The organism is Bradyrhizobium sp. 2S1 (assembly GCF_011516625.5).
Lineage (GTDB): Bacteria > Pseudomonadota > Alphaproteobacteria > Rhizobiales > Xanthobacteraceae > Bradyrhizobium > Bradyrhizobium septentrionale.
Genome location: NZ_CP147717.1, coordinates 7,911,743 through 7,936,258, shown reverse-complemented (window position 1 = coordinate 7,936,258; position 24,516 = coordinate 7,911,743). Strand labels below are relative to the sequence as shown.

Below are 24,516 nucleotides of genomic sequence, written 5' to 3'. Positions count from 1 at the left end.
TGCTTCGTTCACACAAACTAAGAAGAGCAGGTGAGGCTTTTTTTTCGCGAACTGCAACGCGGCGCGGCCGCCAATGTCGGGAATGCGGTAACGCAGAAACAAACTGACGCACTACCTTTGCGGCCAAACGATCTCGCCCAGATGCAAGATTGCGTATTCGCCAGGTGGTGAGTTCTTCACGTTGGAGAGCGCTTCATTCAGCGAGCCAAACGGGCTAAGCAAGTCTCGATAGATTCCGTCGATCCGCTCCAATACAAAAAAAGGAAACTCCTCGTCGATCGGTGTATCCAACCGCTTTTCTGATGGCATGGGCGGACGGCCCCACCGCATGAAGGCTATCTTGCCATCGGGGGCGAGCTTCAAGGTGGCCATCAGCAGCTCGTCGCGAGCGATATACGAAATTGAAGCCCCGTCGCTTTCGGGCACCAAGTCGTGCACCTCGATCGAAGCGCCACAGTCTTTGAACCGTTCAGGCCAAAACGCCCTCAACGGCTCTTTCCCGACGACCGTCTCGGAAACACAACAGGTGCATTCGAGGATCGCTTCGTCCCCAAACAATGACATGAGAGTATCGAGGTCGCGCGAGCGGTAAGCATCCAGCCAATCAATAGCGGCGGCCATCGGGTCACAGGACATATTCCCACCTAAATGCCGTTCTCTCCAGGTGATATTTAGAGCATTTCCAGGCCGGGGCCTATACGGAATAACCATATTCTTTGGGAGGCGGCTCGTCGGCGGTCCTTGAGGAAAAGAGCGCAACCGGTTTTACTTGCTTCGAACGCAGGAGCAATCGCCCCATGTGCGCGCGGTGCGCAGAGTTGGATAAGAAAATCGGGCACCTCACGGAGCTTGCCGGGCGCATCTCCGATCCGCTTACGTTGGACGACATCAGAGACTTGCTAGCCGAACTCCAGAGCGCGAAACGCGACATACATCCGGAGCCACCAAGAGAGTGAGGCTATCGTTCTCCAAGCGACCAGGTGGGTGGTCGATTTGCGGCCGAGACCTTGGTCGTTTGCAACGCCACCAGATGACTGCGCCTGAAGGGGGCTGTGGGCCCCGGGCAATTACGGGTGATGCTACAAAGCGCTTGCAGGAGTGCTGCGCAAAAAGCAAAAGGAAGGAATTTTAGAGATCGGCTTTTTTTTCAATGTCATTACAAAAGCAAAAGATCACCAAAGACCAGCTTCATGAATTGATCCTAGAACGGTTTGGATTGACCGCCTTCTTTCAAATCAGCGAGGACAAACGGCTCGGGTTTCGCACAACTGTGGTTGCCGCGCCGCAGGATCTCTATGAATTACATGATCGGCTCGAGCGCATCTGCAGAGAGCTGCGCTCGAAATTTGAGTTGGTTGCCGAGTTGGAGCGCGATCGAACGTAGTCGTCTGAACAGCTGTTGTTGCAATGTGCATCTCATAATCGCTCTTTTATGAGACGTCGCTTGATCGCGTCGAGACTGACCATGGTGATGGCCTCATCCAGGAGCTCGAGGCGCGCTTTGAAGATTGAGATGAGGCTGAGGTTGTCCTCTCGGCTGGAAACAAGCTGTCTGCGTGTAGCCGCGGTGTAGATGGACCGGAGGCCTTGAAGCGCCGCTAGGTTACCTTGGGTAATGTAGCCATCCACCAAGATGACGAAGGCAGGACTGTACTCGGTCGCCGCTTCGCCATTTCTGTCGTCGATCATTCCTCAAGGTCCCAATGATGCGCGCGCCCGCCCCGGTGCAGTCGTATTCTCTCGACGTGCCTTCTTTAGCCCGTCTTATTCGTCAGAGTGCGCCTGAGAGGCTGGCGAGCGTGGTGTAAAGCGCTGATGCGGCGTAGGATTCGGTTGCAAAGCCAACCCCATCACCTCAACCGCCAGGCCCGCCATGACCGATGATACGATTCTGCCCTTCTCGTTTCCAGCCGTTCACGCCAAGAAAGTCACAGCTGCCTTCGATGGCGGTCGGCTGACCTCGAACGGGGGCGTGATGCTTCTGGCGATGGCCGAGCGGCGTCTCGGCTTGGCCGACAATTTGGCCCGGGTGTTCCCGGATCGGCGCGATCCGACGCGGGTCGTGCACAGCCTTGTCGATATGTTCCGCGCGCGCATGTTCGCGATCTGCTGCGGCTACGAGGACGCCGACGACCTCGATCATCTGCGGTCCGATCCCGCATTCAAGCTGGCCTGCGGACGGCTGCCGGACACGGGTCGCGATCTGTGTTCCCAACCGACGCTGTCGCGGCTGGAGAATGCTCCGCGCCTGCGCGACGTGATCCGACTGACCTACACTTTGGTCGACGCATGGATGGATAGCTACCCGCGCGAGCCGGCATCCGTCACGCTCGACATCGATGATACCTGCGATGTCGTCCACGGCCATCAGCAGCTCTCGCTGTTCAACGCTCATTATGACGAACGCTGCTTCCTGCCGATCCACGTCTACGACACGGAGAAGAGCCGGCCCGTGGCGGTCGTGTTGCGGCCCGGCAAGACGCCGGGCGGCGTCGAGGTGCGTGCCCATCTGCGCCGCCTGATACGGCATATCCGGACGCGGTGGCACAACACGCGAATTACGTTCCGTGGCGACGGGCACTATGCCCGGCCGGAGGCAATGGCGTGGTGCGAGACCAACGGCATCGACTACATCTTCGGTCTGTCCGGCACCAAGCCGCTCGCCAGAAAACTCGACGAGGCCGCCGACGACATCCGCACGCGACGCGCCATCGAGAACCTGCCGGTTCTGCGTGGCTATACCGAGACGCGCCACAAGGCCAAGTGTCAATCGGCCTGCAAATTTGACCCCTCGTATTGCCTCAGGAAGTAATGTTACCCGGGATGAAGGTCTACGAACTGCCCCAGACCGGTCTCGAGCCGCGGCCAGCTCGGTGGAGAGGCTGTGGGCGGGGCGGAGTGCTCATCACACGCAGCGCCGTCCACAGCCTCGGGCCGTATTTCATCCACGGGCATGGATACGATGGCTGTCTCCGCCACCTTCCGCCGGAGGGACCGAAGCAGGCGCTGAACGATCGAATGCTGCTTGTCGCTGAACATCGAAGGATCGATCGTGGCGAGCCTGCCCACGATGGCCAGTGCAGTGAGCTGTGGCTCGACGGCGAGCCAGTTCTCGATGATCGCGAGATGGGGATCGAGCTTCGAGGGCATGCGAATACGCTTTTTGTATCGCCGTTTCGGCCGGCGGTGCGTGGCCCGCACTTCGGCGGTGTTTGCCGCCGTGCCGAGCGATCGGGCAAACGAGAGCGGATCAGCCGGCGATACGGTGGGAACCTTCGCAAGACCGCGCTTGCCGATCCGTTCGCCGAGCTCTTCCTGCGCCGTGCGGATCGTGGCAAGCAATTGTATGGGATCGAGAGTCCGATACGTCTGGCGCAGACGGCGCTTGACCGCTGATGGGAGTTTCGGGTGCCCCAGTGCACGTTCGTATGGTGTGGCAGGCGGATGATAGCGTTTGATGATCTTGGCACCCTCGCGGCGCTTCTCTTTGAGCTTGAATGACGGCTGGAAGAAGTTCACCAGCAGGCGCGCCGCCGCGTAGAGACGTGCCATCACGCGGGCCGTCTCGACCCCGTCGAAGCGCCCGTATCCGACGAGCCGCCGGACCACCGCACCGTTCTTCTGCTCCACGAAAGCCTGATCGTTCTTTTTGTAGGCACGTGACCGCGTTACCTCGATCTTCTGTGCTCGGCACCATGGAACGACGACGTCGTTCATGAACGCGCTGTCGTTATCGAAGTCGGCGCCACAGATCACCCACGGGAACAGGCCCTGTGCTCGCGTCATCGCTTCCACGACGAGGCTGCCATCGCGTGTCACCAGGGGCAGGCATTCCGTCCATCCTGTTGCGATGTCCACCATGGTCAAAGTCTGGATAAACGAGCCGGCGACGCTGGTCCCACCGTGCGCGACCATGTCGATCTCGCAAAAGCCTGGCGGCGGGTTTGCCCAGTCATTGAAAGTGCGGATCGGCACCTCGCGTCGAATCGCCGAGTAGAATCCGACTCGCCGCCGGCGCCCCCCAGCAGCCGCAATTTTAACGTCGATCAACATCCGATCGATCGTCGCCGCGCTCAGAGTTGTCAGCAGCGCACGCTCTGCGCTCGTTGGCTTCAGCCGGCCATGCCGCTCGAGTGCGGGCAACAGCACTGGGATCATCGATACGAGGCGCTTACCGCAGACGCGATCGGAGGCTTCCCACAGCGCGATCAGCGCGTCGCGCACGCTGGCGTATTTGCGTCGCCGACTTGTCGCTGGTTCGGTTGGGCTCGTTGCCCCTTCGTCCAGTGGTGGTCTGGGCCTGTCCCTTCCGGCAACCGACAGTGCTCGCACCGCGTGCTTGCGGTGCCAACCCGTCGTTGCTGTCAACTCGTCAAGGATCCGTCCCTTCTCAACTCGTCCAGCCGCACGGTAGCGCCTCGCCACCACGGCCAACACCTCGCGCCTTGCGCCCATGCTGATCCCGCTCGCCATTGGCGCCACCGACCTGATTCGGTAACGCCGCCCCAGTCATCAGCGGAATTGTTCGGTAACATTTTCGATGAGGCAATGCGCCCCTCATCGGCGTCCAATTTTGACCCCTTCGTGCGGCGGGCTTTGCTGGTAGCGCTCGTCTCGTCGGAGCTGGCCGGGATAGCGGAGGCGAGACGAGCGCGGGTGGCGTGATCGTCGTCTCGGCTCTTGAACCGCCAGCTATCGTTGCCGGTCTCGACAATGTCGCAGTGATGGGTCAATCGGTCGAGCAGCGCTGTGGTCATTTTGGCGTCGCCGAACACGCTCGGCCATTCGCCGAAGGCGAGATTGGTCGTCACGATGACGGAGGCGCGCTCATAGAGCCGGCTGACGAGGTGGAAGAGGAGCTGGCCACCGGACTGGGCGAAGGGCAAATAGCCGAGTTCATCCAGCACGATGAAGTCCATCCGGGTCAGATGCTCGGCGAGCCGTCCTTGCCGTCCGTTGCGGGTCTCGGTCTCGAGGCGATTGACGAGGTCGACTACGTTGAAGAAGCGGCCGCGGGCACCGGATCGGATGCAGCTTCTGGCGATGGCAATGGCCAGGTGGGTCTTGCCTGTGCCGGTGCCGCCAACCAGCACGACATTGCGTTGCTGGGCGATGAAGCCGCCGCTGGCGAGATCATTGACGAGAGTCTGATTGATCGGCGTGCCGTCGAACTGGAAGTCGGCGATGTCCTTGGCAAGCGGCAGCTTGGCAATGGTCAGCTGGTATTTGATCGAGCGGGCCTGCTTCTCGTTGATCTCGGCGTTAAGCAGGTCGCCGACAATGCGCTGAGGTTCGTGCTGGCGCTTGACGGCAGTTGCCATGATCTCGTCGAAGGCAGCCTTCATGCCGTAGAGCTTGAGCTCGCCCATGAGGTCGAAGATTTGGGTTCGTTCCATCAGATGGTCCTCCGGAGGTTGTCGTAGCGGGCACAATCGGCGATCGGTGCATGACGGAGCGTCAGTGCGGCCGGCGTCATGATGTTGGCCGGTGGGGCGGGTTCACGTTGACGGGCCAGGATGTTGAGCACGACATCGGCGGAATGGACGCCATGACCGAGCGCTTCGGCACAGGCCGCTTCCACCGCGGACAGACCGTCAGTCAGCACCGCGGTGAGGATGTCGACCATCTGCCGATTGCCATCGTCGGTGCTGGCAAGCTTGCGCCGGATCCGCTCGATCGCGGCCGGCAGCACCCAGTCTTTGAAGGGAGCGCCGTTGCGCAAGGCACCGGGTTTGCGAGCCAGCACCGGCACATAGTGCCAGGGATCATAGGTCGTCTCGCCGCGGCCAAAGGATCGCGGGTGCTCGGCAACGATGCGTCCATCCTGACGGATCACGATGCGGTCGGCATAAGCCTGGACTTCGACCGGCCGTCCGACTGCGCTGGCTGCGACCGAGTACTTGTTGTTGTCGAAGCGCACCAGGCAGGTCTTCGAGACCGATGCCGTCACCGCATGGAAGCCGTCGAAGCGGCCGGCATAGGGAACGAGCTTGGGACGCTCGGCTTCGAACACTTCCCAGATCGTCTGATCGACCAGCTCCGGGTGGCGATGAGCCTTGGCGTAGGCGATGCATTTGTCGAGCAGCCAGGCGTTTAACTCGTCGAGGTTTTTGAACCGCAGCCGCGGCGTGAAGAAGCGCTCCCGGACCAGCCCGACCTGGTTCTCGACCTGCCCCTTCTCCCAGCCCGACGCCGGCGTGCAGGCGACCGGATCGACCAGATAGTGGCTGCACATCTGCAGGAAGCGGCGATTGTAGAGACGCCCTTTACCGACGAAGATCGTCTCTACGGCGGTCTTCATGTTGTCGTAGATGCCGCGGGTGCAGGTGCCTTTGAACAGAGCGAACGCCCGGTCGTGGGCGTCGAACACCATCTCCTGCGTCTCCCGCGGATAGGCCCGCACGAACAGCATGCGGCTGTGACAGAGCCGGACATGGGCGGCCTTCACCATCACCGTGGTCCCGCTCAGCAAGACCACCTCGTGGCTCCAGTCGAACTGGTAGGCTTCGCCTGGGGCAAAGCTCAGCGGGACATAAGCCGCCGCGGTCGATTGCCCGCGTTCTTTGCTCCACCGCCTGGCGTAACGCCGCACGGCATCGTAACCGCCGTCGTAGCCGCGGCCGCGCAGCTCTTCGAAGATCCGGATCAACGTCAGCTGTTCACGAGCCGATTTGGCCGCGTTCGCCGCCAGCAATCCGTCAAGCTCTACTGCCCATCGTCCCAGCTTTGGCCGCGGCTGCACCTGCCGCTCGTACTCGAAGGAGGTCTCTCCCGACCTCAGCACCTTCCGGACCGTGTTCCGCGACACCTTCAGGTCACGGGCGATCTCCTTGATCGTCTTGCCCTTGATGAAGTGCTCGCGCCGGATCCGGGCAATTGTCTCCACGATCAGCATCCCCCACCACCTGCTTCGTTCCAAAGCAGGCAGCGCAACAGATCAATCTGTAGGGGGTCAATTTTGGACGCCGATCCCCCGGCTTAGGGGGTCAATATTGCAGGCCGAATGACACGCAGGCCAGCTTGAATGCGGGATCGGACCGCAGATGATCGAGGTCGTCGGCGTCCTCGTAGCCGCAGCAGATCGCGAACATGCGCGCGCGGAACATATCGACAAGGCTGTGCACGACCCGCGTCGGATCGCGCCGATCCGGGAACACCCGGGCCAAATTGTCGGCCAAGCCGAGACGCCGCTCGGCCATCGCCAGAAGCATCACGCCCCCGTTCGAGGTCAGCCGACCGCCATCGAAGGCAGCTGTGACTTTCTTGGCGTGAACGGCTGGAAACGAGAAGGGCAGAATCGTATCATCGGTCATGGCGGGCCTGGCGTTCGCGGTTGAGGTGATGGGGTTGGCTTTGCAACCGAATCCTACGCCGCATCAGCGCTTTACACCACGCTCGCCAGCCTCTCAGGCGCACTCTGACGAATAAGACGGGCTAGTCACGATCCGCCGGCTTCACCACCGGCGGGTTTCGTCCCGCAATTCCGGCCAACACACGGTTCCGGGAACCGCGGCCGTAACGTGCGATTAACCGCGTCACGCGGGGACAGCCGACGGACATAATTGGCCCGCAATGATTGAGGAAATGGCCAATCATGTTTGTTGTGTATTTTCATCAGCGGCGAACTGCATTCGCCGCGGGGATGTTGTTGTTGGGCCTGTCCCTTTGCGGCTGTGCGACCTCCACTGGTTCATCGCTGATGGATGCCCGGGCCGAAATGCCCGCGCGCCCCAAACCAGGCACTTATCTCCCGGTCGAAGATTTGCCGCCGCCGCGCAAAAATCCCGCCATGACGGCTGACGAACGATCGAAGCTTCAGGGTGAACTGATGGCCGCGCGCGACCGCCAGGCGGCGACTGCCAAAGCCCAAGGCGGACCGATCACCGATCCCGTGAAGCCGTAGCCAACGGCGATCCACGACCATCGGAGCGCTTGACGTCCGTTCGTTTGAGGGCGCCTGATGCGGTACGATGAAGAAGGCTCGCCAAGCTACCGCGTGCTCAGTCACACTTGCTCTCGTGGGGCTCTGTGTGACTAGTTGCGCCAGATCAGAGCGCGCCACTGCGCCTCTCACTGGCGAGCCATGGGCGCGAAACCTCGGTGAGTTGCCTCCGCAGCGAACCTCCGCCGACGATGAAGTCTCGCGCGCGAAGGCGGACCTGACTGCGGCGCGAGAGAGAGCGCAGCGTTAGGCCCCCGCAGGAAACGAGTGAGCTACGTCCCCGCGCATTCCTTTGAGGCGGACTTACTGTCGGCCTCTGCGCTCGGCGCGAGCATCGAAATAGATGATCACCGCTAGTGTGGCTCCTACAGCCAAGACGCCAACGCACCCGGTAATCAAGAATATCGCCACCATCGCGAGTTCAGTATTTCTACGGGCGTCAGTGCGAGCAATTCACGAATAGTTAGCGTTTGGAATACTGCCGCAATGCGTCGGATTGCTTGGACGATGTGGCTACGACGGCACAGTTTTACCTGGACAATGGTGTTAATCCGCCAACCTACGAACGACGGCAGGAGTGCATCATGTCGGGATCCGATAGTTGGAACGGAGCAGAGAGATCGTGGCCTCGTCTGCGCGATGAGCAGCGGGTTGACGGCTATCATCAGTTCGACGGCGGCTTCTCGCGGCCGACGCAGAGTTCAAAAACAGTGATTTTGGATCGAGACAATCCGCCCGTTCGGCATAGCCGTTCTGATCCCTGAAAATCGGGATCGGTCCACAGCTATACACAATCGGGATCCGTTGCCGCGTCGTCGACGATGGTGCAAGCTCCAAGGGTGGATCCTAGCGAAAGCCGGAACCCACCCCCGTCCGGAGAGCCATCTCGGTGGGGAATGGAGGGCCGGCGACGCAACCGCCGGCCTTCTGCTTTTCACCGAGCGAATCCATCGTAGGCGACGGGCGCCCGCTTGATTTCCGCGCCGCGCGCGCTCGATTGCGGCCGGTTTCAAACCAGGCAGGCGCGGCGGCCGTTCAAGACCACGCTCATCGCATCAACTCGAATAGTTCTTTCACCTCGCTCAGCCGCAGCTTGGTGCCGGCCGGCATGTGCTCGAGCAGCATGTGCCGTGTGCCGACCGCGATCCGGTCGCGTCGAATGTCGTCCTGCTCGGCGTGATAGGCCTGCATATCCGCAGCGAACTGGCGGCGACCTTTGGTGGGATCTCGATCGGCTTTCGGGTGATGGGCATACCGGGAAGATAGGTATCGGGGGGCCGTTTGCCGAACCCAACGAAGCGGCCCCAACCTGGGGGCCGCCAACCCGAGCGATACGGGTTTTCCTCCAGCAGTCGGGGGGCGCCCTTGGCTGGAAGCTTCATATAGACGTTCGGTCGGTCCGATCGTTCCTTATCTACCCGGTTCATCCGGGAGAAAGTGGCAATAGAGCATATCTGCCCGGCCTGCAATGGAACGGGCTTCCCGCCGGTTGAGCAGCCTGCTCGGGCGGGCCACAAAATCTATCCGGTTAAATGCAAGGCCTGCGACGGCAAGGGCAAAATCACAGAAGACGACTGAGACGGCCTTAGCCGTCCCAGGTTCGATTACCGGGGAGGGCGGCTTGTGGGCACTTCATCCGAGAAGGAGCCAAGCCACGCTTGCGATCAGAGCCACAAAAGACACCGCCGCTGTGCAGACAAAGGCGGCCTCGATGCCGTCAATAGGGTGGTGGTTCGTGTGCATCGGCGCGCTCCTAGATTGGAGCCCGTGGGCCGGGGGACATGAGCCACTGGGTCAAATGAGCAGTGGTCTCGTTGTGCCGCGCCCTTCTCAGCAATACTTCCCGCTCTCGGCATGGGGGAAGCTTTCTAGCTCGCTGGCGTAGCTCTTTGGCTTCTTGGCCAAGACGGTCTTCAAGGGGGATAATTTGCGTAGCCCGCCGGCGTCGTCTTCGCTTCATGGCTCCTCTCTCCAAAGCTGACGTTGCCTGCCCAAAACGGAATCAATAAGCGCGAAAAAGCGAAAAGTTCCGCAGGGCGCCGGTCCCAGCATCATCCAGATACCCCCTTGGCGAAGTCGATCACCTCGCCCCAGTCCAGGCGAGTGTCGACCCAGCCGACCTTGCCGCGGGCAGTGCACTTGAGGTGCGCCGAGATGTCGTGCCAATCCCAGTCGGGGAGGTCGGCAAGCTTCAGCCGGCCGTTGTGGTGCTGGCAGCCGACGCAGAAGATCAGCACCGTTTTGAAGTCGCCGTTGCGATCGACCGGACCAGTCCAGTAGCGGAGGAATTGAGCGGGCTTGCGGCGCCAGGGCATGAACCGATGATCGCGCCGATCGCGTTCGGAGAGAAGCCGCTAGGAATCGGTCGCCTATGGGTGGCGATCACCAATGGTGGGTCAATCGTCTAGCGCGGTTGGTCCGGATTTTCTTGCCACGTCGTCGAGTGCTCAGAAATCCACTTGGCCGCGTCGTGCTCCGTAACAAAACCCTTGATGACTTCTGTTTCGCCATCGGGCCATAGAATATCGATCCTCCAGCCGGTGCCGGGATTCTTGGAAGCCATGAAAGCTGGTCGCTGCTCGATCATCGGGGGACTATGCGCCGACGGTGGCCGGCTACAAGCCAGTGATCCTGCCACACTTCGCTTTCTGGCCCCGCAATCCTATTGGCGCTGAAATCCCGATCGACGCCGATCCTTTCAGTGATCGGGAGCTCCGGTAGTCATCCCTCGATAATGAGGCGACCCAGGAACGCATTGCAGGCCCGCTCGGCTTCAGCGAACGTGCTGAAGGGCGATCCGGACACTTGAGCCGCGGGCATATTCAGAAAGTCTGGGCGATATGACGCAACAAAACCGGGCTCTCCATGTAGGCCAGGTCCACTTCGGCTCTCGCTGCTGATAACGAATGAATAGTCGTCGCTGCTTGCGATCCAAATTTCCAGATCCTCAGCAGTATCCACGCGGCGAAAGTGCAGGGCCATTTCACCCTCCACCAGGCAGAGGTCCAGGCTTGGTCCTCCGCGGTCATCCAGATGACGCTTAACCTGCTTTTGTGCGGTTGGCCGCTTCAGCCTCCCGCGCCAGCCGCTCCGCCTTTAGGCGCTCTCGATTGTCGTGGAGTGCTTTTTGCGCTTTTGGTGCCCGTCGGCTTCGGTCGTTAGTCATTGTTGACCTCCCATTTGGGCTTAACCGGTCAACGCATAGATATGGCTTTCGATCCTGTCGGCTAGCGGGTGCGCGAACTTCTCGTCCGCTGCCGGCTGTTTTGCGGCATCGACGGGTGCTCCCTGGGGCTTGGCAGGGGACGCGGTTGAGGGCAGGCTGCGGGGGCAGGGAGAGCGGCCATGCCAGATTTCAGGATCATCGAGGGCAGCGGGCCCGACAAGGAAGAGCGCGAGAAGCAAGAGCGGGACGCTGAGGCGCAGCGCGCGCTAGAACGCGTGAAAAACGACGTTGAGCGGACTATCCGCGATGTCGCAGCAAACATGCTTCGCATCATCCGCGGCGCCGGCAAGCCGTATGAGATTTTGATGCAGATGAAGTCGGTGATCGACGCCGCCCGGTTGCTGATTTGCTAACGGGCAGATCAAGTGCGCGTGAGATGTAAGGCCGTTCACATTTGAAAATCGCGAGTCGATCTAACGAACGGGCCAAACCCCGGTGTCGGAGAATCGCGATGCCATTATTCAGCAGCGAAAACTGGTCGAGAACGGCCGCAGCTTCGGTGGCTGGAGTTCTCATCGTAGCAGTGCTTGCCTTTGCGGTCGTTGGCTATGTGGAGTGGTCGTCGGACGCCAATCTGGACCAGTTCATGGGCAGGACGACCGAGGCGGCTGCTGTTACGTTGCCGCTCAAGGGACGAACAGGTTGCGAGCAAAAGTCGCCCTCGGCGCTTTCTCTTCCGCTCGACGACGAGTGAACGCCGTCAGTTGTTTGTCGGCATTCACCCAATCGGGTGATGAGCATACGCTGGCAAGCTCCTAATGATGCGCAGTGCAAAGGTCGGAGGCTTCCAGGCATGAGGAGCGAGAAGATCGCGACAAAGGCCGTATTGGCTGCATCGGCTATCGCCGTTGCCGTTTGGGCAACCATGGGACCGCCGCAGCCAAGCTCAAATTCGCCCGTGCACGTCGCTAGTAGGCAATGACGGGATCGCGGTGGTGGCGGCCGCGATTTGGGACACAATCCTCGATGGATGGCGGCGGGCCGCATGTGCCCTGCGGGGTACCCCGTGAGACCTCGGCAGGAACGCTGCGACGTCGAGTACAATTCGGGCCGCCGGGATGTACCGGCGTTCTGCCGAAGCGAGGCGGCCTGCTCACTGGCGCCCGCGCCCCCAGCAGAGACGGAATGACGGCCCCGGCAATCCCCATGCTGGGGCCGTTTCGTGCCTGCACTTCGGAATGAACGAGCTGACCGCGTGCCCGGATCATCCAGATTAGCGGGACTGCTAGCGTTCAATTGCAGGGCGTCATGACCCACGCTCCGTCGTATCTCCGGAATCCGCATTTGGAGGTCTGAGGGGGCAACGCGGCGGCCGGCTGCGCTCGTTCTTCCAGTACTTGCCGGCGAGCTTCAGCAAGACGATCTCGGATCGTTTGCTTGAGGTTTAATTTGAAGCCAACGATGACCTGGTTTGCTTGCGCAGAGGTCACGCCTGCTGCCCCCGCTGTGCCCCTGAACAAAATCTCGGTAGCTAATATTTCGAGTTAAGTATTTGATTTTATTGGTGAGCGCGGAGGGACTCGAACCCTCGACCCCATGATTAAAAGTCACGTGCTCTACCGCCTGAGCTACGCGCTCACTCACCTGAACATCGGATCCGGACGTCAGCAGGGTAACCCGCAGGTTAGCCCGCACTTGGGATCTTGCTCCAGCCCGCGCTGTGTAGGGGGCAGGGCCCATCGGGTCAATAGCCGAGGGGCGGTCAATTGTGCATCGATCCGCCGGATTTGCTGTTCCCCCACCTGTGGTTAGGGCCGTTTCTTGAAGTCGGCTCAGCCGTCGTGGCGGATTTCCGATCCGACCGGCTGCGACGGGGCGGCGACCGAGGGCAGGCTGACCGGGCGCAACCCGATCAGTTCCGCCGTCCGGATCGCGCTGTTGCGCCAGAACGAGAACTCGTTGATCCGCGAATTCTCCAGGATCGCGATGGAAACCGCGGCAAGGAACGGCAGGCTTTGCAGCACCAGCACGCCGGCGAAGATGTAGATCTCGCGCACCTGCTTGTAGCCGTTGGTGACGACAAGCACGATGGCGCCGACCAAGAGCAGCACGCCGATCACGGCTTCCCAGAATGCCTGGAACTCGATCGACATCCGAGACAGGCCGCCCTTGGAGGTGCGGGCGAAGGCGAGATGCTCGGTGATCAGGCCCTGCGCCACCGCGCGCGACACCGTCCACTGCACGCTCATCGCCGCGATCATGGCGCCCAGCATCTGGGCGGCCTTGATGTTCACCCGCAGCCGGTAGAGCGCGACAAAATGCACCAGCGAGACGATGAAGGAGGCGATGATCGGCAAGGTCAGGATCTTGTCGGGGATCGCGATGTCGGCGAAAGCGACGATCGGCACCCAGATCAGATTGAGGATCGCGACCACCACGCCGAGGCTCTCGGCGCCGAGCCAGTTGAGCCAGCCGAGCGAGAATTCGCGGCGCTGGTCGGGCGTCAGCCGGCTGGCGCCGGGCAGGAAGCGCCGCCAGTGCTTCTTGACGATCTGGAAGCCGCCATAGGCCCAGCGGTGGCGCTGCTTCTTGAAGGCCTCGTAGGTGTCGGGCAGCAGGCCTTCGCCGTAGCGCACATTGGTGTAGTGCGTGAGCCAGCCCTGCTGCTGGATCGAGAGGCCGAGATCGGTGTCCTCGCAGATCGTGTCGCTGGACCAGCCGCCGGCCTTGTCCATCGCGGCGCGGCGGATCAGGCACATCGTGCCGTGCACGATGATGGCGTTGAACTCGTTGCGCTGGACCATGCCGATGTCGAAGAAGCCGGCATATTCGCCGTTCATGATGTAGTGCATCAGCGAGCGGTCGCCGTCGCGATGCTCCTGCGGCGCCTGCACCAGGCCGACGCGCGGATCGGCGAAGGCCGGCACGAGATCCTTCAGCCAGTCCGGATGCACGACGTAGTCGGCATCAATGATGCCGATGATCTCGGCATCAACGGCAGTCCGCTCCATCGCGATGCGCAGCGCGCCGGCCTTGAAGCCCTGCACCTTCTCGGCATTGATGAACTTGAAGCGCTCGCCGAGCAGCCGGCAGTGATCCTGGATCGGCCGCCAGAAGTCGGGATCGGGCGTGTTGTTGATGATGCAGACGCACTCGAAATTCGGATAGTCGAGCCGCGACACCGCATCGAGCGTCTGCTTCAGCATCTCGACCGGTTCGAAATAGGCCGGGATGTGGATCGAGACTTTCGGGAACGTCACGCTCTCACCGACCGTGGCGGGCGCGAGCGGCTCGCTTTTGCCGATCAACCGGCGCGGGCCGCGACCGAATGCCACCGCAGCGATCTCCTCGATTCGCGCCATCGCGATCAAGACCAGCGGAACCAGCAGCACCAGGCCAAGGCTGAGCGCAAAGGCCGAGCCCCAGACGAAGTAGTGCGTGGTCCAGTAAGAGAACACGGTCGCAACCCACGCGCCGACACCGTTGGCAGCGGCCGACAGCAGCAGCGCCTGCATCACGGTCGGCTGGTCCAGCCGCAGGATCGGCAGCGACATGAACAGCCCGACAAGGACGGCGACCAGCGCGATCTTCCAGTAGTTCAGATCGGTGACCGGGCCGGTCCAGGAAAACTTCGCCTCGCGGTCGGCGTTGAGGATGCCCCAGTACGGACCGACGCCGCCTTCGTTGAATTTCCAGGGCTGATCGATGGCTTCGACGATGTTGTAGTCCATGCCGATGGCTTCGGCCCGCGCGACGAAGTTGCGCAGTACGGTGGCCTGCTGGAATGGACCGGGCTCGGCGCTGCGCAGATTGTAGCCCTGGCTCGGCCAGCCGAATTCGGCGATCAGGATGCGCTTGCCGGGGAATGAATCACGCAACAGGTTGTAGCGATCGACCGCCTGGTCCACCGCCTGCTTGTCGGTGAAGTTTTCCCAGTAGGGCAGCACGTGCGCGGCGATGAAGTCGGACGAATTGGCGAGCTGCGGATGGTCGCGCCAGATGTTCCAGATTTCACCGGTCGTGACGGGAACGTTGACCGATTTCTTGACCGCCTGGATCACCCTGATCAGCCGGTGCACGTTGTTCTCAGCAATTGCCCATTGCTTCGCCTCGGCGCGCTTGTCCTCGGGCTGGGCTTCCACATCGTGGAGGCGTGCGTCCTCCTCGCGCTGAATGCGCGGGGCGTCGTCGCGAAGGAAGCGAGCAAAATCCTCGCGATAGCGCTCGGCCTCGTCAGGGCTCGGGTCGTCCGCCTTGGGCAATGGTCCGAGGTTCTCGATCGGGACCTGCTCGCCGCGGAACACAGTTTCGTTGCCGACGACGATGCCGATGACATTGCTGTTGCGCTTGGCGAGATTGATCGCACTGAACAGCTCGCGGCTGTTGCGGTTGGCGTCCTTGTCGATCCACGCGCCGACCGTGACCTTCATGCCGAACTCGGCGGCGACCGGCGGCACCAACTCATTGCCTTCAGTCGACGAATAGAGACGGACCGCCTTTGTGAGCGTGGAGAGCTTTCTCAGGTCGGTGCGCACCTTCTCGGTGTCGGCGGCGACATCCGCGACAGTGTGGCCTGGCTCGAACGGGGCGTAGGACAGGCTCGGCAGCGTGCCACGGAAATCGGGCGCCGACTGCTTCTCCTGGAAGAGACCCCACAGGGCGGCGTGGGCGGCGGTGACAAGCAACAGGACGGCGACGACGGCGCGCATCGCGGTTAAACCATACGGGGCCTGAGAGTGAGGACGAAGCGAACCCGTCCCCTGGGTTCGACCAACACGGCGGCGGAGGCAAAGATATCTCCGCCATCCGATTTAACAACTGGTGTGCCGCGATGGCGTTTTAAGGGCGCAAGCCGTTCCAGCCGCGAAAAAAATCGCGGCCGGACCCGATCGCGGAATCCGGCTATTTCGATGCCGGCGCCGGTGACGCTGACGGGGTCGGCGCGGGCGAGGGCGAGGCGGCCGGCGCAGGCGCAGCGTTGCCAGCGGTCGCTGGTGCCGGGGTGGGCGCGGCGGCCGCAGCCGCGGCCTGCGGCTGGGCGCCCGGATTGATCCAGCAGGCGTGGATCCGGCCGTCGAGGCTGCCGCGCACCTTGTCGTCGATCTGGGCGCCGAACCGGGTCAGGCAGCGGAACGCAGCCTGGACGTGGCCGCCGGGGCAGCCGAACCGGTCATAGAGGTCGAGATGGCGGAAGGCGGTGTCGAGGTCGTCGTTCCACATCAGACGGACCACGCGGCGGCCGAGCCAGACGCATTCCGGGTTGCCGGCCGGACCGTTGATGGCCTGCTGGGCCTCGACGAATTCCTCGACCTTGCGCTGGTTGGCTTCCTTCGCTGCATTGGCAGCGGCGTCCGGATTTCCGGACTGCTGTTTGGCCTGATCCGGCGGGTTTGGCGTGCCTGACTGGGCGAAAGCGCCGCCGGCTCCGGTCAGGAGCGCAAGGCTTGCCACAAGGCCCGTTACGGCAAGGTGGCGCAAAGCAGTGTTCTTCAACTCAAGCAGCCGTCGACGCATGCATTCCCCGATACGTTCCTGCCCCCGCGGGATCATCCTAACGGCTCGCGTGATGCCGTCCAAATAGGGCTCCAGCGCGGCGGAGACTCTGGCGGAATCCCATGACTGGAATTTGGTATTTTGTCCAGCAAACTCACAACTTTATCGCACCAGCGCAAAACTGTCGCAGGACAACCATGGTATTGACCTAATCCTACTCTTGGCAGATGGGCTGTGACCGGCTAATTCGACGGTCCCCCGGAGGATGGAACCGATTTCGCTTCGTACGCCGCTGGCGCTTCTCCTGATCTCGCTCGCCGTGATTGCAGCCGTGTGGTGGTGGCTCGCCACGCCGATCACGCTCGCGCGCGCGCCGATCGATCCTGCCGCGAAGCTGCAATGCGTGTCCTACACGCCGTTCCGCGGCGCCCAGACGCCGCTGGATCCGACCACGCAAATTCCGGTCGAGCAGATCGAGCAGGACCTCGCCGATCTCGCCAAGGTCACCGATTGCGTGCGCACCTATTCGATCGAGAACGGCCTAGACCAGGTCCCCGGCGTTGCGGCCAAGGTCGGGCTGAAGGTGATGCAGGGCATCTGGCTCGGCAGCAATCGCTTCAAGAACCTGCAGCAGATCGCGATCGCGGTGCGGCTGTCCAAGGAATATCCGGGCGTCGTCAGCGCGCTGATCGTCGGCAACGAAGTGCTGCTGCGCGGCGAGATGACGGCCGCCGATCTCGCCGGCAACATCCGCGCGGTGAAGGCGGCAGCGGGCAATGTCCCTGTCACCTATGCCGACGTCTGGGAATACTGGCTGAAGAATCGCGAGATCTATGAGGCGGTCGATTTCGTCACGATTCACATCCTGCCGTATTGGGAGGACATCCCGATCAAGGCCAAATACGCCGCAGCCCATGTCGACGACATCCGCAAGCGGATGGCGGTGACGTTCCCGGGCAAGGAGATCCTGATCGGCGAGACCGGCTGGCCGAGCACGGGGCGGATGCGGGAGGGCGCCTTGCCGTCGCGCACCAACCAGGCGCGGGTGGTGTCCGAGATCCTCGATCTCGCCAAGCGCGAGGGGTTTCGGGTCAATTTGATCGAGGCCTATGACCAGCCCTGGAAGCGCAGGCTCGAGGGCACCGTCGGCGGCTATTGGGGCCTGTTCGATTCGATCAAGCGGCAGGTGAAGTATCCGCCGGGCGTTGCGATCAGCAACTATCCCGCCTGGAAGCTGCAGATGGCGGGTGGCATGGCGCTGTCCGTCGCCACCTTCTTTGTGGCCTGGCTGACGCTGCGCCGTAGGCCCTGGACGCCGCGGCCATCGGCCTGGTTCGCGGTCGCCATTTCGGCGACGACGGCGGGGACGCTGCTCGGGATCGCCGGCGACAAGATGTATTATGAGAGCTACGGCGCCGGCGGCTGGCTGCATTGGGGCGTGCTGCTCGCGGCCGCGATCGCCTCGCCCTTGCTGACGGCGCATGCGCTGATCGCCGGGCGCTCGCTGCCGACCTTCCTGGAATTGGTCGGGCCGCGCGACTATCGCGGCAAGGGCGCGATCGGCGCGTTGCTGGCGATCGTGCTGGCGGTGACCACCGTGATCGCGGCCGAGACCGCGCTCGGTTTCACTTTCGATCCGCGCTATCGCGATTTCCCGTATGCTTCGCTGACCATGGCCGTGGTGCCGTTCGCGCTGCTGACCATGCTCAATCGCCCGAAGGAGGGCGTCCGGCCGATCGCCGAATCCGTGTTCGCCGGCCTGTTGGCGATCGCAGCCGGCTACATGTTCATCAACGAGGGCACCATCAACTGGCAGTCGGACTGGACCTGTGTGATGTATCTGCTGCTGGCGGCTACGCTGTGGCGGGCGCGGGCCGCGCAAAACCCAGGATAAACAGTCCGATCGCGAGCCCCGACAGCACGACATTGTAGAGCACGATGCCGAGCCCGGCGGCGATCAGCCCGACAGTCAGCAGCACGATCGACGGCCGCGTCAGGTTCAGCACCGCGATCACCAGCGCGGTGATGCCGAACACCGAATTCTTGAACAGCACGGTCGAGAGCGCGCGCGCCTTGCAGAGCATGTTCTGCGTGCCGGCGTCGCAGGCCAGCGCAACGGGCGAGAATTCGATCGCCAGATAGCGCACATACAGTGCGTAACCGACGGTGAGGAAGCCGATGACCAGCAGGAACTGGACCTGATAGGGCGAGAGGCGGAACGGAGGTTTTGTCATCGCGGCACTATGGTCGGGAAAAGGTTCTGGGACAAGGCTCGGTCAGAGCAGCGAAATCGGTTGAGAATTTGGCCGTAATCCCTTGCCGGACATGATTATTGGCTGTTCCGCCGGAACATCGAGGAAATCGTCGTCGGCTCCGGCTTCTTGTCCTCGGCCACAGGCTGCGGGGGTGGTGCAGCGGTGCGCTTCGGCGCCATCCGCCGATGCGCCGGGACAGGCTTGCTGCCGGCCGGCGGCTCGTTCAGGGCGAGCCGCTGGCCGTCATAGATCGCCGTCTCGCAGGTCCGCTGGATCAGGCTGAGGCCCGCGCAAATCTTGGCGGCGGTGCCGGCGTCGTTCAGCGGTCCGGCCACCAGGCGCAGCTGCATGCCGAGCCCGTTGCTGCCTTCCTTGATCACGATGATCGGCCGCAGCGCGGCCAGCGGCGCGTTGGCCTTGGACTTCAACAGACCGCGCCACAGCGCGCGTAGCCCGTTGACTGAATTCGCGGTGCCGAGATCGACGCCGAAATCGGTGCGCTGGATCTGCGCCTTCGGCGCGCCGGCATCGTCGTCGACGTCGGAGTCTGGATCGGGGGTGATGACCAGCGGCGGCATCGGTGCTGCGGTCACGTCGTTGGCGGTCGGCGGCTTGCCGGCCTCGGTGGCCTTTTTCGCCGCTGGCTCAAGTGATGCCACGAGCGGCTTGTCCGCGACCGGCGTGGCCGGGGGCACAGACGCAACCGCTTTTGCATCCTCGGCGCTGGCAGCCGCGGCCGCCGTCATCGGGCTCGCAATCGATGCTGCAAAGCCGGAGCCCGGTTGCGAAGAGGCCGGCTGCGAATTCTCCGCGGCCGGCGGCTTCTCGGACACGGCCTGCGGCTTGGTCGCGGGAGCAGGTTTCTTGTCGGCTACCGCGGGCTTCTCGACCGCAGCAACTGGCTTCTCGACCGGTCCAGCCGGCTTGCTGTCGGTTGAAGCAGCCGTCTTGCCTGATATCGCCGACTTGTCCGGCGCGGCTGGCGGCGTGGTTGCGACCGGGGCGACGGCCGGCACGGGCGCCGGAACGGCGGGCGCTGAATTGGCGGGAGCGGGTTGCGTGGGGGCCGCCGCTGCAGAGCTCGACGGCGCCGGTGCCGTGGCCTGCTTGGCGATCGTGCCGGTCACGGAGTCGAGGCCCTGTTCCAGGCTGGTGATGCGTGAATAAAGCCGGTCGCGGTCGCCGCTCAGCGTATCGATCGCGGACGCCAGCCGGCGCGTCTCGTTGTGGCTCTCTTTCGCCAGCGTCTGCAATTGCTGGGCCTGGCGTGCAATGTCCGACGCTGCGACCTGGTCGCGCTTCAGCGTCAGCGCCGACTGGTTGGCCATTACGGAGACGATCACGGCGCCGACCGCGGCGACGCCCCACGAGCCGAGTCGCCATAGCATGCGGCGATCGAAAGCTTCCTCCTCGGCTAAAAAGCCGGTGGTGCTCTCGGTGTCGAAATCCGCCGCCAGATTGTCGCGATCTTTGGCCAAAGCCCGCTTGGCCCTCCTCAAGGCCCGCCGAATCACGAGGTAAAGATTAACAGGAAATGGACCAGGAACTTGATTCTGAGCGGCGGCGGCGGCGAAACGGTTTCTTCTGCCGGGGAAAACAATTAAAGACGGCCTCAAAGTAAGCTTTGCGCAGCGAACTGCGCGGGAGATCGAGGATTGCGAATGACTGCGCGAACCAGCCTGACTGTGGTGCTTGCGGCCGGTGAGGGCACGCGGATGCGCTCGTCGCTGCCGAAGGTGCTGCACCCGGTGGCCGGGCAGGCGCTGCTGTCGCATGTGCTCAATGCCGCCGCCGCCGGCGAAGGATCGCAGCTTGCGGTCGTGATCGGCCCGGACCACGAGGCAGTCGCCGCCGAGGTGCGCCGGGTGCGTCCCGATGCGCAGACCTTCGTGCAGCGCGAACGGCTCGGCACCGCGCATGCAGTTCTGGCGGCGCGCGAGGCGATCGCCCGCGGCGCCGACGACCTGCTTGTCGCGTTCGGCGACACGCCGCTGATCTCGGCCGAGACCTTTGCGCGGATGCGCGCGCCGCTGCGCGACGGTGCTGATCTCGCGGTGCTCGGCTTCCGTGCCGCCGACCCGACCGGTTACGGCCGGCTGGTGGTCGAGAACGGCAGGCTGGCCGCGATCCGCGAGCAGGCCGACGCCAGCCCTGAGGAGCGCAAGATTACGCTGTGCAATGCCGGCGTGATGGCGTTCGGCGGCAAGAGCGCGCTCGCCATCATCGAGAAGATCGGCAACGCCAACGCCAAGGGCGAATATTATCTGACCGATGCCGTCGGCATTGTCAGGGAACTGGGACTGGAGGCCGTCGTGATCGAAACCAGCGAAGACGAAGTGCGCGGCATCAACACCAAGGCCCAGCTCGCGGAGGCCGAGGCCGTGATGCAGGCGCGGCTGCGCAAGCAGGCGCTCGAGGCCGGCGTGACCCTGATCGCGCCGGAGACGGTCTATCTCGCGGCCGACACCAAATTCGGCAACGACGTCACGATCGAGCCGTTCGTGGTGATCGGCCCCGGCGTTTCGATCGACGACGGCGCCGTGATCCATTCCTTCTCGCACATCGTCGAGGCCAGCATTGGCAAGAAGGTATCAGTCGGTCCCTATGCGCGGCTGCGGCCCGGCACCTCGCTCGGCGACGGCGCGCGGATCGGCAATTTCGTCGAGACCAAGGCCGCGACGCTGGAGGCCGGCGTCAAGGTCAACCATCTCTCCTATGTCGGCGACGCCCATGTCGGCGCCAATTCCAACCTCGGCGCCGGCACCATCACCTGCAATTATGACGGCTTCCTCAAGCACAAGACGCTGATCGGCGAGGGCGCGTTCGTCGGCACCAATACGTCGCTGGTCGCGCCTGTGACGATCGGCAAGGGCGCCTATATCGGCTCGGGCTCGGTCATCACCAAAGACGTCCCCGACGACGCGATGTCGATTGAGCGTAGTGAACAATCCATCCGCGAAGGCGGCGCCGCGCGCTATCGCCAGGCCAAGATGAAGGCGAAGGCTGCGAAGGGGAAGTGAGGCAGTCGCGTCATCACGAGCCCGTCTGTGCGAAGAGATGCCGTCCCTGCGTATCCCAACCCGGGATGTCATCACCCGCGCATGCGGGTGATCCAGTATTCCAGAGACGTCCATGCTTGAGCCGAAAGGCCGCGGCGTACTGGATCGCCCGGTCGAGCCGGGCGATGACAGTTTGGGTTGGGACGCATCTTCGCATTCTCGCGACATGATTTGCCCGAGCTTTGCTCTTCATTCCGCCCTCTCTTGAACAGAGGGCGCAGGGAAAGCCGGGTGCCGATCGCACCCATGGGCCCCGAGCAAAGGTAGAAAGCTCGGGGGTAGGACCACAGGTGTAACCGGAGCAATCCGGCTTTCCCTGCGCGATGGTTTTACGGCTTACTTCGTGCTCTCCCCGGCGAGACTGGGCTTGTTTGTCACCGCCTTCGCAAGGCGCAATTGCGTCTTACAAGGGGACACCGGCCACTAGGGCGTCAGGACCACACGACTTCACCGTCCGCTTCGCGTGCTCTCGTCAGTCACACGCTCGGCGTCCATCGCATCCCACACCGCGTTCGTGACGACCGCGAAGCGCCCCTCGATCGGGTGAGACGGGCAGATCTATAACACTGAGTTGCACTTCTGATAAAGCGAAATATTTTTTGCTGCGGGGGCTTGCGCCGTCGGGCAACTCAGCGCTAGGGGGCGCCACCAAGAACGCGATCGTATCGTCGGCCGGCCGACGCGGTTCAGGCGGCACTCTTCGCCTGGCGCGGCGCGTCGGTGTTCGGCTGGACCGGTCCGAACAGGATGCGCCGCTGCATCTCGTCAAAAGCGAGATTTGCGTTCTTCTCCCGCGTGACCAGCGAGAGCAGGATCGCAACCGCAAACGATAGCGGCATGCTGATAATCGCAGGATTGCGCAGCGACACGAACCACCATTCATGCTGGATCGCGGCCAGCGGTTTGCCGAGAATGTCGACCTGGATGGTGGGCGACAGATAGATCAGCACCAGGGAGCTCAGCGTGCCGACGAGGATGCTGGCCACGGCTGCAGTCGTCGTGAAGCGGCGCCAGGTGATGGCGAGCACGAGCGAGGGGAAATTCGCGGCGCAGGCGATCGAGAACGCAAGCCCCGCCATGAAGGCGACGTTCTGGCCTTCGAACGCGACGCCAAGAATGATGGCGAGGATGGAAATCATCACGGTCGCGACGCGCGCGACCTTGAGCTGCTCGGCCTCCGAAGCGGTGCCGTCCCGGATCACATTGGTCCAGACGTCGTGGCAGAGCGTTGCGACGCCCGACAGCGTCAACCCCGCGACGACGGCGAGCATCGTCGCAAAGGCGACCGCGCAGATGAAGCCGAAGAACGCATTGCCGCCGACGGTGAGCGCTAGCAGGGGCGCTGCCATGTTGCCGCCGCCTCCGGCCTTTGCTACGGCCTCGGGGCCGACCAGCACCATGGCGCCGAAGCCGATGATGAAGACCATGAGATGAAATACGCCGATCAGGCCGGTGGCATAGAGGATCGACAGCCGCGCGGCCTTGGAACTTCACCGTATAGGCCCGCATCAGCACATGCGGCATCGCGGCGGTCCCGAACATCAGGCCGAGCCCGAGCGAGATGGCATCCCATTGGCCGGAGATCACCTTCGATCCCGGCTGCAGAACCTTGGTGCCGTATTTCTCGGACGCCGCGGCGAACAGCTTCAGCGGGTTCATGTCGAAATGGGTCAAGACGAGGAAGGCGAGCAGGATGCCGCCGCCCATCAGCAACGCAGCCTTGACCACCTGCACCCAGGTGGTCGCCAACATCCCGCCAAACAGCACATAGACCAGCATCACGCTGCCGACGATGACGACCGACCAGGTGTAGGGCAGGCCGAACAGCAGCTTGATCAGCGATCCCGTCGCGACCATTTGGGCGATCAGGTAGAACAGGATGACGGCGAGTGTACCGACGGCGCCGGCGAGGCGCACCGGGCGCTGACGCAGGCGATAGGCCACGACGTCGGCGAAGGTGAAGCGGCCGACATTGCGCAACGGTTCGACGATCAGGAACAGAATGATCGGCCAGCCGACCAGCCACCCGATCGAATAGATCATGCCGTCGAAGCCGTTTGAGGTGACGATGCCGGCAATTCCGAGCAAGGCGGCGGCGCTCAGGAAGTCTCCCGCGAGTGCCCAGCCGTTCTGCCACGGCGTGACCTGACCACCGGCGGCAAAGAAGTGCTCGGTGGTGCGCGTGCGCCGTGCGGCCCAATAGGTGATCGCCAGCGTCAATGCCATGAAGGCGAAGAAGAATCCGATAGAAAGCGCGCTGCTGCCCATTTTTTCTGCCCCTTTAGCGAAGGTTGCGGATGCCGGCGTCGAACACCCGGTTCGCCCACAGCACGTAGACCAGGCAGAGCGCGAAGGACGAGATGATGACGAGCGGGCCGAGCACAATGCAGAGCGTCAGGCCGGGCATCAGGATGGTGCCGAGAAGCGGCTTGTCGAACGCGAAAAGCCCCATGAAGCCGAAATAGATCACCATCATCGCGACGCTGAGAACGAGCGCGACCGTTAACCGCTTCTTGGCCAAGGCGCCGACGCTCGACGCCGGATCGACATTGCCTGACGTAACCACCTTCATATTTGGCCCCTCAAAACTTCAGCGCGCCC

17 protein-coding genes, 1 tRNA gene and 5 pseudogenes are annotated in these 24,516 nt (G+C 62.8%); 7 read left to right on the top strand and 16 right to left on the bottom strand.

Annotated features, from left to right (window positions below; genetic code table 11):
* Nucleotides 1–111: 111 nt before the first annotated feature.
* Nucleotides 112–621 carry a nuclear transport factor 2 family protein gene (locus HAP54_RS37510; RefSeq protein ID WP_166295676.1) on the bottom strand — a complete coding sequence of 170 codons (510 nt, stop codon included), beginning with the start codon at nt 619–621 and terminating at the stop codon, nt 112–114.
* Nucleotides 622–1,150: 529 nt separating this feature from the next.
* Between HAP54_RS37510 and HAP54_RS37505 the strand changes: the two genes are divergently transcribed.
* The gene (locus HAP54_RS37505) at nt 1,151–1,384 is read left to right on the top strand and encodes a hypothetical protein (RefSeq protein WP_029081912.1); all 234 of its coding nucleotides are present in this window, start codon (nt 1,151–1,153) and stop codon (nt 1,382–1,384) included.
* A gap of 32 nt (nt 1,385–1,416) precedes the next feature.
* On the opposite strand, the gene HAP54_RS37500 is transcribed toward HAP54_RS37505, so the two are convergent.
* Complete coding sequence (locus HAP54_RS37500) at nt 1,417–1,689, bottom strand: hypothetical protein (protein WP_166295673.1); 273 nt, start codon at nt 1,687–1,689, stop codon at nt 1,417–1,419.
* A 184-nt stretch (nt 1,690–1,873) separates the two neighbouring features.
* Between HAP54_RS37500 and HAP54_RS37495 the strand changes: the two are divergent.
* A pseudogene (locus HAP54_RS37495) lies at nt 1,874–2,764 on the top strand (IS1380 family transposase); the annotation flags it as partial.
* Nucleotides 2,765–2,814: 50 nt separating this feature from the next.
* Here the strand turns inward: HAP54_RS37495 and HAP54_RS37490 are convergent.
* The 4 genes and pseudogenes from HAP54_RS37490 to HAP54_RS37475 form a co-directional block, all read right to left on the bottom strand.
* A complete protein-coding gene (locus tag HAP54_RS37490) occupies nt 2,815–4,224 on the bottom strand; it encodes an integrase catalytic domain-containing protein (RefSeq protein WP_166293515.1) in 1,410 nt (469 codons plus the stop codon).
* Nucleotides 4,225–4,553: 329 nt separating this feature from the next.
* Nucleotides 4,554–5,396: pseudogene (gene istB, locus HAP54_RS37485) on the bottom strand (IS21-like element helper ATPase IstB); the annotation flags it as partial.
* Nucleotides 5,397–5,404: 8 nt separating this feature from the next.
* Nucleotides 5,405–6,895, bottom strand: a pseudogene (istA, locus tag HAP54_RS37480) (IS21 family transposase); the annotation flags it as partial.
* A gap of 115 nt (nt 6,896–7,010) precedes the next feature.
* Nucleotides 7,011–7,313, bottom strand: a pseudogene (locus HAP54_RS37475) (transposase); the annotation flags it as partial.
* A gap of 281 nt (nt 7,314–7,594) precedes the next feature.
* Between HAP54_RS37475 and HAP54_RS37470 the strand changes: the two are divergent.
* Nucleotides 7,595–7,903 carry a hypothetical protein gene (locus HAP54_RS37470; RefSeq protein ID WP_166295670.1) on the top strand — a complete coding sequence of 103 codons (309 nt, stop codon included), beginning with the start codon at nt 7,595–7,597 and terminating at the stop codon, nt 7,901–7,903.
* A 1,086-nt stretch (nt 7,904–8,989) separates the two neighbouring features.
* Here HAP54_RS37470 and HAP54_RS37465 read toward each other — a convergent pair.
* From HAP54_RS37465 to HAP54_RS37455, 3 genes are all read right to left on the bottom strand, one after another.
* On the bottom strand, nt 8,990–9,133 hold the full coding sequence (locus tag HAP54_RS37465) for a hypothetical protein (RefSeq protein ID WP_166295667.1): 144 nt from the start codon (nt 9,131–9,133) through the stop codon (nt 8,990–8,992).
* Nucleotides 9,134–9,993: 860 nt separating this feature from the next.
* On the bottom strand, nt 9,994–10,257 hold the full coding sequence (locus tag HAP54_RS37460; RefSeq protein ID WP_166295664.1) for a hypothetical protein: 264 nt from the start codon (nt 10,255–10,257) through the stop codon (nt 9,994–9,996).
* A gap of 89 nt (nt 10,258–10,346) precedes the next feature.
* Complete coding sequence (locus HAP54_RS37455; RefSeq protein WP_166295662.1) at nt 10,347–10,529, bottom strand: hypothetical protein; 183 nt, start codon at nt 10,527–10,529, stop codon at nt 10,347–10,349.
* 758 nt (nt 10,530–11,287) lie between these two features.
* Here HAP54_RS37455 and HAP54_RS37450 point away from each other — a divergent pair.
* Both HAP54_RS37450 and HAP54_RS37445 read left to right on the top strand, forming a co-directional pair.
* Nucleotides 11,288–11,521 carry a hypothetical protein gene (locus tag HAP54_RS37450; protein ID WP_029081904.1) on the top strand — a complete coding sequence of 78 codons (234 nt, stop codon included), beginning with the start codon at nt 11,288–11,290 and terminating at the stop codon, nt 11,519–11,521.
* A 98-nt stretch (nt 11,522–11,619) separates the two neighbouring features.
* On the top strand, nt 11,620–11,862 hold the full coding sequence (locus HAP54_RS37445; protein WP_029081903.1) for a hypothetical protein: 243 nt from the start codon (nt 11,620–11,622) through the stop codon (nt 11,860–11,862).
* 808 nt (nt 11,863–12,670) lie between these two features.
* Here the strand turns inward: HAP54_RS37445 and HAP54_RS37440 are convergent.
* The 3 genes from HAP54_RS37440 to HAP54_RS37430 all read right to left on the bottom strand — a co-directional run bounded on the left by HAP54_RS37440 (nt 12,671) and on the right by HAP54_RS37430 (nt 16,622).
* A tRNA-Lys gene (locus HAP54_RS37440) sits at nt 12,671–12,746 on the bottom strand.
* A gap of 194 nt (nt 12,747–12,940) precedes the next feature.
* Nucleotides 12,941–15,817, bottom strand: coding sequence for a glycosyltransferase (locus HAP54_RS37435; protein WP_166295659.1), 2,877 nt, complete (start codon nt 15,815–15,817; stop codon nt 12,941–12,943).
* Nucleotides 15,818–16,010: 193 nt separating this feature from the next.
* A complete protein-coding gene (locus HAP54_RS37430) occupies nt 16,011–16,622 on the bottom strand; it encodes a hypothetical protein (protein ID WP_029081901.1) in 612 nt (203 codons plus the stop codon).
* A gap of 244 nt (nt 16,623–16,866) precedes the next feature.
* Between HAP54_RS37430 and HAP54_RS37425 the strand changes: the two genes are divergently transcribed.
* On the top strand, nt 16,867–18,495 hold the full coding sequence (locus tag HAP54_RS37425; RefSeq protein ID WP_166295656.1) for a beta-(1-6) glucans synthase: 1,629 nt from the start codon (nt 16,867–16,869) through the stop codon (nt 18,493–18,495).
* Here the strand turns inward: HAP54_RS37425 and HAP54_RS37420 are convergent.
* Nucleotides 18,455–18,835, bottom strand: coding sequence for a hypothetical protein (locus HAP54_RS37420; RefSeq protein ID WP_029081899.1), 381 nt, complete (start codon nt 18,833–18,835; stop codon nt 18,455–18,457). The genes HAP54_RS37425 and HAP54_RS37420 overlap by 41 nt on opposite strands.
* Before the next feature lie 95 nt (nt 18,836–18,930).
* Nucleotides 18,931–20,334: a hypothetical protein gene (locus HAP54_RS37415; RefSeq protein WP_166295653.1), complete on the bottom strand. Its 1,404-nt coding sequence runs from the start codon at nt 20,332–20,334 to the stop codon at nt 18,931–18,933.
* Nucleotides 20,335–20,517: 183 nt separating this feature from the next.
* On the opposite strand from HAP54_RS37415, the gene glmU reads away from it, so the two are divergent.
* A complete protein-coding gene (gene glmU, locus HAP54_RS37410) occupies nt 20,518–21,876 on the top strand; it encodes a bifunctional UDP-N-acetylglucosamine diphosphorylase/glucosamine-1-phosphate N-acetyltransferase GlmU (protein ID WP_166295650.1) in 1,359 nt (452 codons plus the stop codon).
* Nucleotides 21,877–22,601: 725 nt separating this feature from the next.
* Here glmU and HAP54_RS37405 read toward each other — a convergent pair.
* A pseudogene (locus tag HAP54_RS37405) lies at nt 22,602–24,183 on the bottom strand (solute symporter family protein).
* Between the two features lie 13 nt (nt 24,184–24,196).
* Nucleotides 24,197–24,487 (bottom strand): DUF485 domain-containing protein, encoded by a 291-nt coding sequence (locus HAP54_RS37400; protein WP_166205061.1) that lies wholly within the window; start codon nt 24,485–24,487, stop codon nt 24,197–24,199.
* Nucleotides 24,488–24,516 lie beyond the last annotated feature (29 nt).

Coding starts and splice junctions, on each gene's coding strand:
- HAP54_RS37420 (WP_029081899.1), bottom strand. CDS start 18,835: ATGACAAAACCTCCGTTCCGCCTCTCGCCCTATCAGGTCCAGTTCCTG.
- HAP54_RS37465 (WP_166295667.1), bottom strand. CDS start 9,133: ATGCAGGCCTATCACGCCGAGCAGGACGACATTCGACGCGACCGGATC.
- HAP54_RS37510 (WP_166295676.1), bottom strand. CDS start 621: ATGGCCGCCGCTATTGATTGGCTGGATGCTTACCGCTCGCGCGACCTC.
- HAP54_RS37500 (WP_166295673.1), bottom strand. CDS start 1,689: ATGATCGACGACAGAAATGGCGAAGCGGCGACCGAGTACAGTCCTGCC.
- HAP54_RS37455 (WP_166295662.1), bottom strand. CDS start 10,529: ATGATCGAGCAGCGACCAGCTTTCATGGCTTCCAAGAATCCCGGCACC.
- HAP54_RS37425 (WP_166295656.1), top strand. CDS start 16,867: ATGGAACCGATTTCGCTTCGTACGCCGCTGGCGCTTCTCCTGATCTCG.
- HAP54_RS37445 (WP_029081903.1), top strand. CDS start 11,620: ATGCCATTATTCAGCAGCGAAAACTGGTCGAGAACGGCCGCAGCTTCG.
- HAP54_RS37435 (WP_166295659.1), bottom strand. CDS start 15,817: ATGCGCGCCGTCGTCGCCGTCCTGTTGCTTGTCACCGCCGCCCACGCC.
- glmU (WP_166295650.1), top strand. CDS start 20,518: ATGACTGCGCGAACCAGCCTGACTGTGGTGCTTGCGGCCGGTGAGGGC.
- HAP54_RS37430 (WP_029081901.1), bottom strand. CDS start 16,622: ATGCGTCGACGGCTGCTTGAGTTGAAGAACACTGCTTTGCGCCACCTT.
- HAP54_RS37400 (WP_166205061.1), bottom strand. CDS start 24,487: ATGAAGGTGGTTACGTCAGGCAATGTCGATCCGGCGTCGAGCGTCGGC.
- HAP54_RS37460 (WP_166295664.1), bottom strand. CDS start 10,257: ATGCCCTGGCGCCGCAAGCCCGCTCAATTCCTCCGCTACTGGACTGGT.
- HAP54_RS37450 (WP_029081904.1), top strand. CDS start 11,288: ATGCCAGATTTCAGGATCATCGAGGGCAGCGGGCCCGACAAGGAAGAG.
- HAP54_RS37470 (WP_166295670.1), top strand. CDS start 7,595: ATGTTTGTTGTGTATTTTCATCAGCGGCGAACTGCATTCGCCGCGGGG.
- HAP54_RS37505 (WP_029081912.1), top strand. CDS start 1,151: ATGTCATTACAAAAGCAAAAGATCACCAAAGACCAGCTTCATGAATTG.